Annotated in this window: 11 protein-coding genes and 1 pseudogene; 10 read left to right on the top strand and 2 right to left on the bottom strand. The window is 68.7% G+C overall.

The features are described from left to right. Positions 1-582 (top strand): annotated as a pseudogene (locus VFZ20_RS06310) (hypothetical protein); the annotation flags it as partial. Positions 583-696: 114 nt separating this feature from the next. Here the strand turns inward: VFZ20_RS06310 and VFZ20_RS06305 are convergent. After that, on the bottom strand, positions 697-2355 hold the full coding sequence (locus VFZ20_RS06305) for an FAD-binding dehydrogenase (RefSeq protein ID WP_329682993.1): 1659 nt from the start codon (positions 2353-2355) through the stop codon (positions 697-699). 329 nt (positions 2356-2684) lie between these two features. On the opposite strand from VFZ20_RS06305, the gene VFZ20_RS06300 reads away from it, so the two are divergent. The 6 genes from VFZ20_RS06300 to VFZ20_RS06275 all read left to right on the top strand — a co-directional run bounded on the left by VFZ20_RS06300 (position 2685) and on the right by VFZ20_RS06275 (position 12475). Then, positions 2685-3854: an acyl-CoA desaturase gene (locus VFZ20_RS06300; RefSeq protein WP_329682992.1), complete on the top strand. Its 1170-nt coding sequence runs from the start codon at positions 2685-2687 to the stop codon at positions 3852-3854. Between the two features lie 153 nt (positions 3855-4007). Then, entirely contained in the window at positions 4008-4643 is a 636-nt protein-coding gene (locus VFZ20_RS06295; protein ID WP_329682991.1) for a TetR/AcrR family transcriptional regulator, read from the top strand. A 192-nt stretch (positions 4644-4835) separates the two neighbouring features. Next, positions 4836-5105 (top strand): hypothetical protein, encoded by a 270-nt coding sequence (locus VFZ20_RS06290; protein ID WP_329682990.1) that lies wholly within the window; start codon positions 4836-4838, stop codon positions 5103-5105. A gap of 417 nt (positions 5106-5522) precedes the next feature. Then, entirely contained in the window at positions 5523-10700 is a 5178-nt protein-coding gene (locus VFZ20_RS06285; RefSeq protein WP_329682989.1) for an RHS repeat-associated core domain-containing protein, read from the top strand. 297 nt (positions 10701-10997) lie between these two features. Next, complete coding sequence (locus VFZ20_RS06280) at positions 10998-12026, top strand: RHS repeat-associated core domain-containing protein (RefSeq protein ID WP_329682988.1); 1029 nt, start codon at positions 10998-11000, stop codon at positions 12024-12026. Next, positions 12023-12475, top strand: coding sequence for a hypothetical protein (locus VFZ20_RS06275; RefSeq protein ID WP_329682987.1), 453 nt, complete (start codon positions 12023-12025; stop codon positions 12473-12475). The genes VFZ20_RS06280 and VFZ20_RS06275 overlap by 4 nt, the downstream gene beginning before the upstream one ends. A 692-nt stretch (positions 12476-13167) precedes the next feature. Here the strand turns inward: VFZ20_RS06275 and VFZ20_RS06270 are convergent. Then, positions 13168-13341: a hypothetical protein gene (locus VFZ20_RS06270; RefSeq protein WP_329682986.1), complete on the bottom strand. Its 174-nt coding sequence runs from the start codon at positions 13339-13341 to the stop codon at positions 13168-13170. Positions 13342-13658: 317 nt separating this feature from the next. Here VFZ20_RS06270 and VFZ20_RS06265 point away from each other — a divergent pair, with 317 nt between their 5' ends. From VFZ20_RS06265 to VFZ20_RS06255, 3 genes are all read left to right on the top strand, one after another. Continuing rightward, complete coding sequence (locus tag VFZ20_RS06265) at positions 13659-13997, top strand: hypothetical protein (RefSeq protein ID WP_329682985.1); 339 nt, start codon at positions 13659-13661, stop codon at positions 13995-13997. Between the two features lie 392 nt (positions 13998-14389). Then, the gene (locus VFZ20_RS06260) at positions 14390-15415 is read left to right on the top strand and encodes a LacI family DNA-binding transcriptional regulator (RefSeq protein WP_329682984.1); all 1026 of its coding nucleotides are present in this window, start codon (positions 14390-14392) and stop codon (positions 15413-15415) included. Between the two features lie 27 nt (positions 15416-15442). Further along, positions 15443-16897 (top strand): carboxypeptidase-like regulatory domain-containing protein (locus VFZ20_RS06255; RefSeq protein ID WP_329682983.1); only part of this gene is annotated, 1455 nt, incomplete at its 3' end.

Below are 16897 nucleotides of genomic sequence, written 5' to 3'. Positions count from 1 at the left end.
CGCCTGGACGAGCGGCCGCGCTGGACCTCCATCGCCGGGTTCCTGGGGTCCATCATCAACGCGATGCAGAACTGGGTGGACAACACGCAGCTGAGCGTGCCCGGCTACCGCGACCGCGTGGCGCACGTGCTGCTGGACGAGGAGAGCGAGGGCGGGCTGAACCTGAACATGCCCGAGGGCACCATCCGCAACCTGGGCACGCGCGGGCAGCTGGCCGCGCGCGAGCTGGCCCGGCGGTTCGATCCGGTGAACGTGCCCGCGGATACGCCGCTCACCTGGGACAACCACCGCTGGGTGCGCTTTCGCTCGTCCATGCAGCTGCTGGATGAGCTGCTGCGGGACATCCGGGACCAGTACCGGCTGCCGAACGTGGGCGGGCGGTCGTACGCGGACCTCGTGGCGCGCGCCAAGGGCGCGGCGCCCCGGTCGTATCCGCTGAAGTCCGTCAAGCGGGCCAGGCTGGTGGAGCAGGCGCTGGCGGACCTGGGCAAGCTTTCCTTTCTGAACGGAAAGAACCCGCTCTTCGTAAAGAAAGAGGCTCCGCGCCCGCGTCCCGAGCTTCGCATTCGCCCCAAGCTCTAAAGAACAACTACATTTTCACGCAGAGGGAGCAGAGGCAGCAGAGTACCCCGGGTCCTGCGCGGACTGAAGTACTCTGCTGCCTCTGCTCCCTCTGCGTGAGAAAAAGCAGGAGAGCTAGACCACCGCGCCGGCCGCCGCCCGTCCCGCCACGCGGCCGGAGAAGATGCAGCCGCCCAGGAAGGTGCCCTCCAGCGCGCGGTAGCCGTGCATCCCGCCGCCGCCGAAGCCCGCCACCTCGCCCGCCGCGTACAGCCCCGGCAGCGGCTCGCCGTCCGCGCGGAGCACGCGCGCGGACAGGTCCGTCTGCAGGCCGCCCAGCGTCTTGCGGGTGAGGATGTTCAGGCGCACGGCGATGAGCGGGCCCGCCCTGGGGTCCAGCAGCGCGTGCGGCTTCGCGACCCGGATGAGCTTGTCGCCCACGTAGGCCCGCGCGCCGCGGATGGCCGTGATCTGCGCGTCCTTGCCGAACGGGTTGACGAGCTGGCTGTCGCGCGCCACCACCTCGCGCTCCACGGCGTCGGCGTCCAGCAGCGGCGCGTCCGTCAGCGCGTTCATCCCCCGCACCAGCTCCGGCAGCGTCTTCGCGACCACGAAGTCCGCGCCCTTCTGCTTGAACGCCTCCACCGGGGCCGGCGCGCCGGGCAGGGCGCGGCCCAGCACCATGCGGATGTCCTTGCCCGTGAGGTCGGGGTTCTGCTCGCTGCCGCTGAGGGCGAACTCCTTCTCGATGATCTTTTGCGTGAGGATGAACCACGTGTAGTCGTACCCCGTGGTCATGATGTGCTCCAGCGTGCCCAGCGTGTCGAAGCCGGGAAAGAGCGGCGCCGGCAGCCGCCGCCCCAGCGCGTCCAGCCACAGCGACGACGGGCCGGGAAGGATGCGGATGCCGTGCATGGGCCAGATGGGATCCCAGTTCCGCAGCCCTTCGGTGTAGTGCCACATGCGGTCGGGGTTGATGACGCTGCCCCCGCTGCCGTGGACGACCTCCAGCATGGCGCCGTCCACGTGCGCGGGCACGCCGCTCAGCATTCGCGCGGGCGGCGGGCCCATGCGCTGCGGCCAGTTGCGCCGCACGAGCTCGTGGTTGCCGCCGATGCCCCCCGACGTGACGACGACGGCCTGCGCCCGCAGCGTGAACTCGCCCACGACCGCGCGCGAGCTGGGTGCCCCGCGGACGGCGTCGCTCGCCTCCAGCACCTGGCCCGTGACGCCGTCCACGGCGCCGCCCGTCTGCGTGAGCCCCGTGACGCGGTGGCGAAAGCGCAGCCGCAGCGTGCCCCGCCGCTCCGCCTCGCGCACGCGCCGCACGAACGGCTCGATGACGGCCGGCCCCGTGCCCCAGGTAACGTGAAAGCGCGGCACGCTGTTGCCGTGTCCCGTGGCCAGGTATCCGCCCCGTTCCGCCCAGCCCACGACGGGGAACCAGCGCAGCCCCTGCCGGTGCAGCCACGCGCGCTTCTCCCCCGCGGCAAAGTCCACGTACGCCTCGGCCCACTTGCGGGGCCACGCGTCTTCGGGCCGGTCGAAGTTGGCGCTGCCCAGCCAGTCCTGAAGGGCCAGCGCGTGCGAGTCCTTGATGCCCAGCCGCCGCTGCTCGGGCGAGTCCACCAGGAACAATCCGCCGAACGACCAGAAGGCTTGGCCGCCCAGGTTGGCCTCGGGCTCCTGGTCCACCACGATCACGCGCTTGCCGGCATCCGCCGCCTCGGCGGCCGCCACCAGGCCGGCCAGCCCGGCCCCCACGATGATCACGTCTGCGTCGAGTGCGCTCATCCGAAACCGAATCTGCGTTGTCGGGTGGGACTGCTGCCGGGATCCGCCCGGAATCTTACTCCACCCCGCCGCCCGCCCGCCACGGTCCCGAATCCCCATCCTCCGCCCGGCAGATCCTCGCCCCCGCGGCACGGAGCCGAGTCGCGCGATGAAGGACTCTGCGCCCTCTGCGTCTCTGCGTGAGAAAGCAGTTGCCGTTGCTGTTGCCGTTGCTGTACGCATCTCGTTACCGGGCGCAGTGTTGACCGCACGATCAACATCTGGTATTGTTGATCCAATGGTCAATGCCGCACCTCCGCGGCGCGTCCTCCATCCGCACGGAATTCCGCATGGCCCACCACGCCGCCGCCGAAGAAGAGTTCCACGACGACATCATCTACCCGGCCACGGTGCCGTTCATCCTGGTGCACCTGGCCTGCCTGGGCGCCCTCTGGACGGGCGTGGGGATGAAGGCGCTGGTCGTCTGCGTCGTGCTGTACGTGGTGCGGATGTTCGGCGTGACGGCGGGGTACCATCGCTACTTCAGCCACCGCTCGTTCAAGACGAGCCGCGCGGGGCAGTTCATCCTCGCCTGGATCGCGCAGAGCTCGGCGCAGCGGGGCGCGCTGTGGTGGGCGGCCGTGCATCGCCATCACCACCTGCACAGCGACACGGAAGACGACGCGCACTCGCCCCGGCACCGCGGATTCCTGTACTCGCACGTGGGCTGGATCTTCGACCGCAGGCACGCGGAGACGGAGATGGAGGCCGTGCCGGACCTGACCAAGTACCCGGAGATGGTGTGGCTGGAGAAGTATCCGCTCGTCCCCGCCATCGTGCTGGGCGTGGCCTGCTTCCTGTTCGGCGGATGGCAGATGCTCGTCGTCGGGTTCTTCTGGAGCACGGTGCTGCTGTACCACGGCACGTTCTTCATCAACTCGCTGGCGCACGTGCACGGCAACCAGCGCTACGTGACGGGCGACGACAGCCGCAACAACTGGTGGCTGGCCGTCATCACCCTGGGCGAGGGATGGCACAACAACCACCACGCCTACCAGCGCTCCACGCGCCAGGGATTTCGCTGGTACGAGGTCGATCCCACGTACTACGCGCTCAAGGCGATGTCGTGGGTGGGCCTGGTGTGGGACCTGGGCGAGCCGCCCGCGGACGTGGTGAACAACGAGCGCCGCCTGGGCGCCAAGGTGGTGGAGAAGGTGGCGCGGCAGCTGGCGTCGTCGTTCCCCGCGGACCGCATCGCGGCGCAGGCGGCGGCGGTGCTGGCCGCGCGGCCGGACTTTCACGAGATCGAGGCGGCGCTGCGCGGCGCCGGCGCCCGGGCCGCGGCCGTGCTGGCCGGCATCGAGCTGCCGCACGTGCCCACACTGGACGAGGTGCGCCGCTACGCCGAGCGCACGCTGGCCCAGACGCCGTCGCTGGACCAGATCGCCGAGCGCGCCCGCCAGCTGGTGATGGAGGCCGTGGCCGTGCGCCTGCTGGAGCAGCGCCCCAGCCCGGCCTGACCCCCACGCCGCTGAACGATGATCCACGCGGGGCATCCCGGAAACGGATGCTCTGCGTGGATCGTTTTTTCCTGTTATCTTCCAATCCGCCGTCCGCCGCGTGGTCTCGCCCGGCCGGCATTCCATCGTCTTCCTTGAGCCCGCCGCGAATTCATGCCTGGACGCAAAGCACCCGAAGAGCAGCGGCGCGGGGAGATCCTCAAGGCGGCGTACCGCGTGGCCGCCCGCGAGCGGCTGGCGGGGCTCACGGGGCGCGCCGTGGCGGCCGAGGCGGGGGTGAGCAGCGGGCTCGTCTTTTTCCATTTCGGCGACCGCGACGGGCTGCTCGTCGCCCTGCTGGAGTGGCTGCTGGAGGTGACGGTGGTGGGCCCGGAGCTGCCGGCGCTGCTGGAGGGCCGCACGCCCGGCGAGCGCATGCTCAGCGCCATCCGCCGCGACGTGGAGCGGCTCCCGAAGCAGCGCGAGCGGGTGGAGCTGTTCTTTGACTACTGGGTGATGGGCACGCGCCACACGGACGTAAAGCGGATGATCCGCGGCGCCCTGGACCGCTACCGCGACGCCTTTCGTCCCCTGGCGCAGGCCGTGGTGGACGCCGAGCCCGAGCGCTACGCCGGGGTGACGGCGGACGGGCTGGCCGCCGTGGCCGCGGGCTTCATCGAGGGGTGCGCCCTGCAGGTGGTGATGGACCTGGACCACTTTGACGTGGACGCCTACATGCGCACCCTGCAGACCCTCGTGGCCGATCCCCTCGCCGCCCGCCTGGCCACCGCCCGCGTCGCGCGGGGGTAGGCGCTCCCCGCTCCGCCGCCTCCCGTTCCATCGGATGATCCCGCACCCTTCGAGCCGATGGCCCGTGCTGCCGAGCCGGGTCGTGTTCGTGGTGCTGACGTGCGCGCCGGCGGCGAGCGCGCTCGCCGCGGCCGGCAACGCCTTTCGCGGAATTTGCCGTGTGGCGCCGCACGGCTCGGAGGAAACTGTAGGATGAGATCAGTCGCGACGGTGGTCGCCGTCCTGGTGGCGCTGGCGGGTGCCTGCACGGGTGTCATGGCGCTCGTTGCCGAGCGGCGCAGGCCCGTTTCGCGTGCCTGGTTCGTGGACGAGCAGCTCGCTGGGCTGGTGTTCTGCGCCCTGATCGTGGCCGTCGCGGTGGTATGGCCCTGGTCGGCGTGGGCCGGCGCGAGCATCACCTTCGCGTGCTTCGGCACCGGCGTGTACCTCTACCGCCGCGCGGCGCGCAGGAAAGGCGCGTAGCCGGAGGACGAGCGTGCGTGCGGACGCATCCGGTCCCCCGGACGGTGCTCGCCACGCGCTGACGAGCCGAATCCGGCTCGGTGTGCTGGCGGGGTTCGCGGGGGGCCTCTCGTCGCGGCTCGCCGTCCACGTCCGGAATCGCCACGGCCGCTTTGGCGCGCGGGCTTGAGAAGATCGTTCGTTCCTGCATATCCTCAACGCACAGGAATCTCCGACACCGCCGTTCCGGTCCACACGTCAGGCGCAGCCGTCCCCCGGCTGCGTTCTTTCCGGCCCCACCCAGCGAAATCGGCCTCCTCCGTCTGCAGCTCCCCGGCTCCCCGACCCACCCGGCTCGTCATGTCACACCGTTTCCCTCGCACGCTTCGTAGCGAAATTCGTTACGCGGCTGTTTCGTTCTGGCGCCGCTGTGGCGGGTTGCTGCTGCACGCGGCCGGCCTGCTGTTGGCGCTGCACCTGTCCGCGGCAGGCGCGGCGGCGCAGGCATGCACGGAGGACCCGTGCCCGGGCACGGGCGACGACGTGACGAATCCGATCGTCACCATCACGCCCGGGGGCGGAACGTTCGTTCAGCCGTCCATCTCGGTGACCATCGGGGTCGGGGACGACCTGTCGCTGGACCCCGCCTCGCTGGTGGTGAAGCTGAACGACACCATCGTCACGCCCGCCTTCCAGTACACGCCGACGCCGGGCTCGCCCAAGCCCAAGGGACGGGCGGTGGGAACGATCACGTTCAAGCCCGGGGTGAACACGCTGTTCGCGTCCATCCAGGACCAGAGCGGACGCACGGGCAGCATGAGCGTCACGTTCACGTACGGCGCCCCGGGGGTGTCGGTGACGCCGGACGGGGGCGTGGCGTACGTGGCGGTGGGGAACACGCCGTCGCAGACGTTCACCATCCAGAACACGGGCCCGGCGACGGCCACGTACACGCTGCAGGCCACCTGCCGCGAGGTGGGGTCGGGCGCGCCGGTGTCGGGGTGCACGATCTCTCCCGCGCCTTCCGTGACCGTCAACGCGGGGGCGAGCACCACGGTGTCGGTGGCGTACGGGTACAACGCGCCGGGCACCAGCGTCTCCGTGGAGCTGCGGGCCCGGCAGTCGGGCCTGCCCTCGGTGCAGGATGCCGGGTGGATGGAGGTGGACGTGCACGGCTCCGGGGGCAGCCCGGGAGCCATGACGGTGAGCCTGGCGGACCTGAACTCCACCGGCACCATCTCGCGCGGCGAGTGCGTGACGGTGTCGGCGGGACCGGGGGCGGCGTACGAGTGCGGCGACCTGCGGCTGGCGCACGGCGTCCCGGGGATGATGACGCTGGGCCGGGGCCGCGCGCCGGTGCTGCTGTACAACAGCCAGCACGCGCACCCCTACCCCACCGTGTACGCGGACGTGACGCTGCCGGCGGCGACGTCGGCTCCCCAGCAGGTGGTGGCGACGGTGACGGTCGGCGGGGTGGCCTACACGCGCACGTTCGCCGGCGGCGACTGGTGGCCGGGGATGACGCGGCGCATCGGCGTGCAGTGGTACGGGGGGCCGGCCACGTGGTGGCTCACGGGCTACACGCTGCAGGTGACGGCGGTGTACGCCGGGGGCGCGCAGTACTCCACGACGACGCAGGGCGAGATGGCCCTGGTGAACCGGCTGGACAGCAACTTTGGCTCGGGGTGGTGGCTGGCGGGGCTGGAGCAGGTCAGGTGCGTGTGCACCGGCGGCGACACCCGCAAGGTGCTGCGCGGGGGAGACGGCAGCACGCGCGTGCTGCAGGAGGTGGTGAGCGGGCAGGTGTGGGTGGCGCAGAACCCGGAGGGCCGGCCCGACACGCTCGTCCTGGCCCCCGGCGGCACGCAGTACACGCGCAAGCTGCAGGGGGGCGGCGAGATCCACTACGACCTGCAGGGCCGGCACGTGCGCACGGTGAGCCGGCTGAACGACACGACGCACTTCAGCTACGATGGGCTCACGGACAAGCTGCTGTACGTGAGCGTGCCCAGCCGGGACGGCGTGGCGCGGGGCTTCAGCTTCACGTACACGGGCACGTACCTCACCGCCGTCACGCCGCAGATCAACGGCGCGGCGCAGCCAGGGATCACGCTCACGCGGGACGGGGGCCGCGCGCTGTCCATCACGGACCCGGACGGGCTGTCCACGCAGTTCGGGTACGCGGACGCGACCGACCCGTACCGGATCACCTCGCGCACGTCGCGCGACACGACGGTCACCCGGTACGAGTACGACGCCACGGGCCGCCTGAGCGCGGTCAAGCTGGCGCTGGGCGGGGCGGACACCATCGCCACCCGGTTCACGGCGGCGGAAAGCCGCGGGGTGAGCCGGGGGACCACGACGGCCTCGTCCGTCCTCGTCTCGCAGGCGTACACGCTGATCAACGGGCCGCGCGCGGACGTGGCGGACGAGACGCGGATCTGGGTGACGAGTCGGGGCGCGCCGCGGCGCATCCGCGACGCCATGGGCGGCGAGACGGTGCTCTATCGCACGGACCCGAACTATCCGTCGCTGGTGACGGAGGTGCGCGGGCCCAACGCGCGGGGCGACAGCCTGGTGGTCAAGTCGCGGGCCGGGTACGACTTCCGGGGACGGGTGGACACCACCACGGTGGTGAACCCGCTGGGCGACGGGCAGAACCTGACGACGACGTACACCTACGACAACCTGTGGGACGCGCCGGCCACCGTCACCGCGCCGGGCGTGGGGCAGACGGCGATGGCGTACGACCCGCAGACGGGGAACCTGCTGTGGCAGCAGCAGGGCGGCTCCATCCGCCGCGTGTACTACGACTACAACACCACGGGGACGAGCCGGGGGCTGCTGGCGCGCGTGCGCTACCCGCACCCGGTGACGGGCGCGGCGGGCGGGGGCGGGGCGGACTCGCTGGGGTACGACCCGCTGGGCAACCTGCGCTTCACCCGGACGGCGCTCGGCTTCCTGACCCACCACTACCGCGACCAGTACGGCCGCGACACGCTGGTGATCACCCCCGTGCGCCCCGACAGCGCCGACACGGAGGCGGAGCTCCGGGTCAACGGCCTTCGCTCGCGCACCATCTACGACGTCATGGGACGGGTTTCGGCCGCGGAGACCCGGGGCACGGCCGTGGCGCTGCCGGCCGGCGGGCGCGTGCCGGCGCGTACGCTGCCGCAGGAGCGGGTGAGCGTGACGACGCAGTACGACGCCATGAGCCGCGTGGTCAAGGTGGTCCGCTCGTCCAATCCCGACAGCGCCGGCATTGGCGCCATCGCGACGTACTTTGCCTACGACCGCGCGGGCCGCAAGGTCCGGGAGAGCACGCTGGCCTCCGGCAGGGACAGCACGGTCTATGACCTGGCCGGCAACCCCATCCGGGCCATTACGGCGCGCGGCCACGTCGTCACCATGGAGTACGACGCGCTCAACCGGCTGGTGCGGCGCAACGTGCCGTCCGCCACCGACAACCAGTCGTGCATTCCCGGGGGAACCTGCACCAACCTGCGCTTTCCCTTCTACCCCAGCAACGCGGCGGGGGGCTTCACGGCGCCGGCGGAGACGTTCATCTACCGCTACGACGCCGTGGGCAGCCAGGTCTATGCCGAGAACCTGGACGCGAGGGTGATCCGCACGTACTACCCCGGCGGCGCGCTGCGGACGGACAGCACGTTCATGCGCACGTACGCGGGGATGGACTACACGCAGCACGCGTACGGGCTGGAGTACCGCTACTACGCGCAGACGGGCCAGCTGCGGGCCATGCAGCACCCGCTGAACCTGACGGGCGTGGCGCAGGCGGACAGCTTCGCGTACGACTCCACCACGGGCGCGCTCCGGAACGCGTGGAGCCGGCAGGGCTACGCCTACGGCTTCGAGTATGACCTGCTGGGCCGCCCCGTGCGCACCACCTACCCCGGCGGCGGGTCGGAGCGCACGGCGTACGACGCGGACGGGCGCCGCACGACGCGCGTCGACAGCATCCCGGGCGGGGTGCTGGCGCAGGACGCGTTCACGCACGACGCCCGCGGCAAGCAGACGTTCGTCAGCGGCGAGGTGAGCGGGGAAACCACGCACTTCTACAACTGGTACTCCGGCCTGGGGAACCTCGTGGGGACGGACTGGGGCAACCCGAACGACCCCACCCGGCTCACCGAGGTCTACACGGTGGACGGCATGGGCAACCAGGTGCAGAGCACCAGCTGGGCCGACGGAAACGGTACGCCTCCCACGACCCGCAACACGTACGTGTCGGGCGCCCCCCGCATCACCCGCATCGGACGGGTGCTCTCGGCCCAGCCGGGAGAGACGGCGCTGCCGGACAGCACGTACCGGCACTACGATGCGTCGGGCAACGTGACCTGGGGCGAGCACAAGGGATGGGGCTCGTACTTCAACGGCGCGGTGGGGATCAACCACATCACGCTGACGCGCAACTACTACGGGGCGGACCAGAAGCTGCGGATTGTGCAGGTGCACGACGAGACCACCAACGGCAGCACGTGGAGCCAGGATGGCTCGTTCGCCGAGTACCGGTACGATCCGCTGGGACGGCGCATCATGGAGCGCACGCGTCGCGACAGCGTGTGCTTCAACACGAGCCACGACTGCGAGAGCACGCTCACGCGCTTCGTGTGGGCCGGCGACCAGCTGCAGTGGGAGCTGCGCGTGCCGGGGGGCAACGACGTGACGCCGGGGAGCTCGGGCCTGGACGCGACGAGCGCGGGCGGCGACTTCTACGGCCGGGTGAGCTACTTTCACGCGGGCGGGATCGACAAGCCCCTGCTCATCACCAAGGAAGGCGTGGAGAGCGTGGTGCCGCGCGAGACGTGGCGCGGCCAGTTCCACAAGGGTACGTCCCCCGTGACGGGTCTCGTGCGTGACTGCGCGCAGGGTGGGCAGACCGGCTGCCTGCTCATCGCGTGGCCCGGGATGCAGACGAACGCGGCGCACTCGTGGGGCGGCGAGAAGCCGGACATCCGCGTGTGGTACGGCGGCCTGGTGGACGGAATGCGGGACGCGAGCGGTCAGATGTACATGCGCAACCGCTACTACGACCCCGCCACGGGCCAGTTCACCCAGACGGACCCCATCGGCCTCGCGGGCGGGCTGAACGCCTACGGCTTCGCGGCGGGGGATCCGGTCACATATAGTGATCCCTACGGGCTGTGCAAGCGAGATAAGCAGGGCAATGAGGACCCCGATTGCAGGCAAGTCATCAATGCCCTGTATGCGGCAGTAAGGGATTCTGATGCGCCGGCTCACGTGAATCTATTCTCCCAAGCTGCCGAGATGTATGAACGAACTGAGCGTGATGTCGTATTCGTCAGTGTAACCCATTGGCGCAAGAACTCAGATGGAATATTGGGCAACACCGTCATGGGACAGACCATGCCGAATCGGCTCTTCCGCGGGGCTGGCGATATTTTGATCGGTAACTTCCTCCGCGAGGGGGATTTTGTAATGACGGCAGCACATGAGATGCTAGCGCACGACCAGCAGGGGACAATGACGGATGATTCACCAAGGATTGATCGTATTAACGAGGGACTCTGGGCGCAATTGCCTGACTCTCTTCGTTCATCCGCAGGGCTGTGGCGTCACAAGCTCGGCAAGTAGTCCTACGCACCTACACTGTCCTTACGCCCCAGGGAGCGAAAAGATGACCGCACGAACCCGAGTACGAATCTCCTGCACAGCCGCCGCAATAGTTCAGGCTGCGTTCTTGGTCGGGTACTATCTGCTCACGGATGGATGCTTTTGCGCTACTCTCGATGCTGAGCCGGTGGGACCGCCGCACCATCCTGCGTTAGACAGTCTCCTGAGCGCGGTTGACTTGGTCGGAGCCTTGGGAGTACCGGGCCAAGTCGGAGATGTGCCGTCAGCCATTGAGCGTGTCGTGTTGAATTTCTTTGCGTGGGCTATGCTTCTATTCATCGGCCTTACGTTGGGAACCTACATCACTGGGCGGTCGCGGCACTCACAAGCATCGGTGCATCGATCGAGGAGGTAATTGATCGGCGCGCGCAGGCTCAGAACGGCGTTCGACTCGTAAGATCAATCGACCGGCCGCTGCTGATCACCAAGGAGGGCGTGGAAAGCGTCGTTCCGCGCGAGACGTGGCGCGGCCAGTTCCACAAGGGTACGTCACTGGTGACGGGTCTCGTGCGCGACTGCGCGCAGGGTGGGCAGACCGGCTGCCTGCTGATCGCCTGGCCCGGGATGCAGACGAACGCGGCGCACTCGTGGGGCGGCGAGAAGCCCGACATTCGCGTGTGGTACGGCGGCCTCGTGGACGGGATGCGCGACGCGAGCGGCCAGATGTACATGCGCAACCGCTACTACGATCCCGCCACGGGCCAGTTCACCCAGACGGACCCCATCGGCCTCGCGGGCGGGCTCAATGCGTACGGCTTCGCGGCGGGGGATCCGGTGAGCTACTCGGATCCGTATGGTCTGAGGGCTGATACACTAAAGTTCAACGGGACACAGCTTACGCTTGTTGGTGATGATGGGAAGGTAAAGGGCCAGTGGGCAGCTACTTCGGGCCGAGCTGGAGCCACGGCGGGTGATCAAGACGTGAGCGACTTCGGGCCAATCCCTGAGGGTACATACATGGTCGACCCTGCCGATATCTTCAATGAGCAGGGGCTGGATAAGGCAATTTTTCGTTTGCGGACACACTTCGCTGACTGGGGCGACTATCGCACTCCGCTGACTCGAATCAGTGGAACTGCTGGCGTGCAAAGAAGCCGGTTCTGGCTACACGGGGGGAGTATTCCCGGATCCGCAGGATGCATCGATGTGGGACGGAATGACGCCGCTGTGTTCGGCGCGATCCAAGGCCATGCCGGCAATATCCCGCTGATTGTGCAATACTCGTCGCCGGACTTGATAACCGCTCCGGCAAGGAGGCCGGAGGCACCGCACTACTGGATCAAGTGAACCAGCCGATGCTGACATCGAGACTTCAACGTGGCCTCATCATCTCTGGGGCAATCGCCTTCGCGATCGTCCAACAGTTCTGGATGTATGGGACCTTTGCGACACCGCTGGAACAGGAGAGTCGGCTGGTGCTTACACGGACGGCGAACATCGCTACGGTTCTCACCGTGCTCACGCTGAACGCGGTTCTCGTACTCCGCGCTCACAAGGTCAGGTTTGGCCTAGCCGCGCGTTTAAACGGTATCGCAGCGGGGGCCGGATCATTGTTGGGAGCCGTGCTGACATCGATCTGGGCTCCGGATCTCGTATTTCAGGAGGGGTTTAGTGCTTCCCAGTTGCTTTCAATCTTGATCTCGTCAACCGTCTTGGGTCTCGCTACGGCAGTCGTAGGCGTGGCCGTCGTGTGGATTTTCCGGTTGTTCCTCGGGGCAAAAGCGCTTGGCACGTAGGCGAGTCCTAGAAGTGCCTGCCTGCCCAGACGCGGCAAGTGTCCCTACACGGCCGTGCTGATCACACCTCATCCGGGTCGCAGAGCGCCGGCACCACCTTGCGAGCATACCGGGAGTCGCGTCTGTTCTCAGGGGGACAGCGGGTGAGGAGCCGCCTTGATGGAGCCGCATTGGTCGAGTGATCCAGCTTCGTTCGTAGCTGTGAGCTGATGTTGGTCGGCATAATGTGCCGTGTCAGCGCGAGTCCAGTGTGACGAAGTGTCACATCGAAGGCGGTGCGGACACGCCTCAACCAGGTCCCGGGTCCACGCTGGAGCGATCGGAGAGCCCGGCGCTATCGAGTGTTTTCTCGAAGACCGTCCCGCGGGAAGCCTCAATGGGAGGGCGGACCCGCGCCGGGCTCATTCGCTTTGTCGGCGCGCAGATGTAGCGCACCGCCCACATACCCCATCTGTCAAGAACGCACCTGGCGGACTGTCCGGCATTGGCCCGCGTAACTCCATCGTGTCATGTAGGAGGCGGCGGGTTGCCCACGAGGCAGGCGCGCCCCTCAAACCCCTGTCTTGGAGACTTAAGCGGGCCCGGAGGATTCGGGGGAGCGGATGTAGACTGGGCTGGCGCACGTGCCACTTCAACTCGGCTTACGGCTCCTCCCCCATCCCGCCGGTGGTGCTGGTACTTGTGATCTTCCGCTACACGTCCGTGCCAATCGGAGGCGCAGGCGTGAACGCGCGCTGCTCGCGCGCGATCGCGAACATCAGGCAGAGCATCCGCCGACCCATGGCTACGACCGCCGGCATCTTCCGCCCGCCGTTCTGGACGAGCATCGTTTGGTACTCGGCCCGGTACAGCCCGCCGGAGCGCATCCGCAGATCTCATTGCCGCTGGACGTGCCACTATCCGGGTTGCACCCGACGAAAAAGCCCTACCGCGCATTCAAGTAGTCATTGAACGGGAAACGGGTGGAAATTCACGCACATAAGGACGATCTACTTACCTGATGGCAGTGTCCTCCTTCGCGTGTTGGATTCGATCACCATGTCATAGATCGTAATAGAGCACGCTCACGCGCTCGTGTGGGCGGGCGACCAGCTGCTGTGGGAAATGCGGGTGCCCGGCGGCACCGATGTGACGCCGGGGAGCACGGACTGGACGCGACAAGCGCGAGCGGCGACTTCTACAGATGCGAGCAAAGGTCGGATTTACAACCGGTGGGCTGCTGTTTGGCGTCTTCCTGGCAGTATTTGTAGAACAATGGCGACAAACGATTTTAGAGCAGGCTTCCGCCGCCGGTGCCGAAGGAGCGTGGTGGGACGCCACAATGGGGGCGATCGTCGCGGGGTTCCCCACCAACGCATTGCTGGCGCTTCTCCTCGAACCCGCAGCCGCCGTGGCTGTCATGCTGGGGACGGATCCGTTTTACGCGCTCCTCTTTGGGATCGTGGTGAACTGGTCTCTGATCGGGGCCCTGATCGGGACGATGGTGCAGAGGGTCGCATCACGACGAGAAACGGCCGGCTAGGCTGTTGCGGAAGGGATCCCATCTCGCTGCGGGAGGCCAAGGACCTGATCCACGGGAGCAGGGCGTGGAACGACGTCGGCCCGCAGCTCGCCGCCTGGCACGAGCGGCTCCTGGACACCATCAACGCCACGGCCGAGCGCGTGATCGTGGACGGCGCGAGGTCCTGCGCGTGCGGCTGCCGGACGATGTGGAGTAGACCGAATCCAGGAGTGACGCGGGAAACGGCCGCGGATCGATCGCCTCGATCCGCGGCCGTCCTGTATCCCTCCCATCACGGACCCGCGAACGCTCTTGACAGACGCGCAACGGCCGCGTATCTCTGGAAACGTTTCCATGAAAACGTTACCACACCATTTGCTCAACCTCTTGGCGAACCTCACGCAGGAGACCCGGTGAGCATCACCATCCGCGACGTGGCCCAGCGGGCCGGCGTGTCGGTCACGACGGTGTCGCGCGCCCTGAACGGCACCGGCCCCGTGAGCGACGAGGCCCGCCGCCGCGTGGAGGCCGCATCGGCCGAGTTGCGCTACCTGCCCCACGGCACGGCCCGCAGCCTCATCACCCGGCGCACGGACGTGGTGGGCGTGGTGCTGCCCGACCTGTTCGGCGAGTTCTTCAGCGAGGTGATCCGGGGGATGGACCCCCGCGCGCAGGAGCGCGGCTACCACCTGCTGCTGAGCGGCTCGCACGACGGACGGCGCGAGATCGAGTTCGCCGTGGGCGCCATGCGCGGCCGCGTGGACGGCATGATCGTCATGTCGCCCGACGTGAGCGGCGCCGAGCTGGCGCAAAGCCTTCCCCCCGACGTCCCCGTGGTCCTGCTGAACTGCGACGTGGCCGGGACGGACTTTTCGGCCATCAACGTCGACAACTTCGGCGGGGCGCGGGAGATGGTGCGCCACCTCATCGGCCTGGGCCACCGGCGCGTGGCCATGGTGAACGGCGCCGCGGCCAACTTCGACGCCCGCGAGCGGCTGCGGGGCTTTCGCGCGGCCATCGACGAGACGGCCGGGGCCGTGGGCGGGATGGAGACGGCCGGCGACTTCACCGAGGCGGGCGGATACCGCGCGGCCATGGCGCTGCTGGCCGACGCGCATCCGCCCACGGCCATCTTCTGCGCCAACGACGCCATGGCCGTGGGCGCCATCAGCGCGCTGCGGGTGGCGGGGCGGCGGGTGCCCGACGACGTGGCCGTGGCGGGCTTCGACGACGTGCCCATCGGCCGCTACCTGAGCCCGTCGCTCACCAGCGTGCGGGTGGACGTGAACCACATGGGCGCGCGTGCCGTGGAGCTGCTGTGCCACGCCATGGCCGGCGACGCGCCGCCCGCGCAGGAGCTGTTGCAGACCACGCTCGTCGTGCGCCGCTCGTGCGGCGGCGGCACGGACGAGCCGCCCCTTCCCGCAGGACTCGGCTGACCCACCCCCACCCCCAGGAGCACGCCCATGAAACCAGGGTTCATCGTTCGCGCCATCGTCCTGCTGCTGTGTATGATCGGAGCCTCGCCGGGGGCGGCGGGGGCGCAGACCACCACGGGACGCTTGCAGGGCTACGTACGCGGCGCGGACGGCGAGGAGATGGCCGGCGCCACCGTGGTGGCCCGGAACACGGAGACCAACCAGCGGCGCCAGGTGGTGACGGCGCAGAACGGGGCGTACGTGCTGGCGGGCCTGCGCCCGGGCCCGTACGAGCTCACGGTGACCCGCGTGGGCGGGGGCGCCCAGTCGCGCGCGGTGCAGCTGGGCGTGGGGCAAAGCCTGGACGTGAACTTCACGATCGCGCCCCAGGCGGTGCAGCTGGAGGCCGTGAGCGTGTCGGCCACGGGCTCGGTGGCCGAGACGCGCACGTCGGAGGTGGCCACCAACGTCACGCGGCAGCAGGTGGAGTCGCTGCCCACGGCGGACCGCAACTTCCTGGGCCTGGCGGTGCTGGCGCCCGGCACGCAGCTGCAGGGCACCACGCTGGACGCCACGCGCCGCACCTTCAGCGCGGGGGCGCAGAACGCGGAGCAGGTGAACGTCTTCATCGACGGCGCCAGCTACAAGAACGACATCCTGGCGGGCGGCGTGGCCGGGCAGGACGCCAGCCGCGGCAACCCGTTCCCCCGCAACGCCATCGGCGAGTTCCGCGTGATCACGCAGAACTTCAAGGCCGAGTACCAGAAGGCGTCCAGCGCCATCATCACGGCCACCACGCGCTCGGGCACCAACCAGTGGGAGGTGAACGGGTTCGTGAACTACCAGGACGCCGGCCTGGTGGCCCTGGACAGCTTTCAGCGGGCGGACCGGCGGGCCAACCCGGCCTTCGAGCGGCCGGACTTCGAGCGGTACCAATGGGGTGTGGACGTGGGCGGGCCGATCATCCGCGACCGGCTGTTCTTCTTTGGCTCGGTGGAGCGCAACGACCAGACGCGCGCCTCGCGGGTGAACATCGTGCCGCCCACGGGCTTTCCCGCGCTGGACAGCATCAACTTCGCCCAGTACAACGGCGAGTTCGACCAGCCGTTCCGCAGCATCCTGGGCTTTGCCAAGCTGGGGTGGGAGCACCGCGAGGGATCGTTCTTCGAGCTCAGCTTCAACACGCGGCACGAGAACGACATCCGCGACTTCGGCGGACTGACGGCGTTCGAGAGCGCCACGCGCTTTCGCAACGACGTGAACACGGGCATCCTCAAGCACACGTGGACGCGCGGCGACCTGCTGAACGAGGTCACGCTCAGCGGGCAGCGCTACCACTACAACCCGCAGCCCAACAGCCCGGGTACCGTCAACCGGTTCTTCGGGTTTGGCTGCTGCGCGCAGCTGGGCAGCAACATCTCGGAGCAGGACTTTACGCAGACGCGCTGGGCCATCCGCAACGACCTCACCTGGACGGGGCTGCAGATGGCCGGTGACCACGTG

It is taken from the genome of Longimicrobium sp. (assembly GCF_036280135.1).
GTDB lineage: Bacteria > Gemmatimonadota > Gemmatimonadetes > Longimicrobiales > Longimicrobiaceae > Longimicrobium.
Note: the sequence above shows the minus strand (reverse complement) of the source record. Positions and strands in the feature narration are given on the sequence as shown.

Bases quoted from the DNA above. Each gene is read 5' to 3' on its own strand.
- VFZ20_RS06305 (WP_329682993.1), bottom strand. From the start codon at position 2,355: ATGAGCGCACTCGACGCAGACGTGATCATCGTGGGGGCCGGGCTGGCC.
- VFZ20_RS06300 (WP_329682992.1), top strand. From the start codon at position 2,685: ATGGCCCACCACGCCGCCGCCGAAGAAGAGTTCCACGACGACATCATC.
- VFZ20_RS06295 (WP_329682991.1), top strand. From the start codon at position 4,008: ATGCCTGGACGCAAAGCACCCGAAGAGCAGCGGCGCGGGGAGATCCTC.
- VFZ20_RS06290 (WP_329682990.1), top strand. From the start codon at position 4,836: ATGAGATCAGTCGCGACGGTGGTCGCCGTCCTGGTGGCGCTGGCGGGT.
- VFZ20_RS06270 (WP_329682986.1), bottom strand. From the start codon at position 13,341: ATGCGCTCCGGCGGGCTGTACCGGGCCGAGTACCAAACGATGCTCGTC.
- VFZ20_RS06265 (WP_329682985.1), top strand. From the start codon at position 13,659: ATGCGAGCAAAGGTCGGATTTACAACCGGTGGGCTGCTGTTTGGCGTC.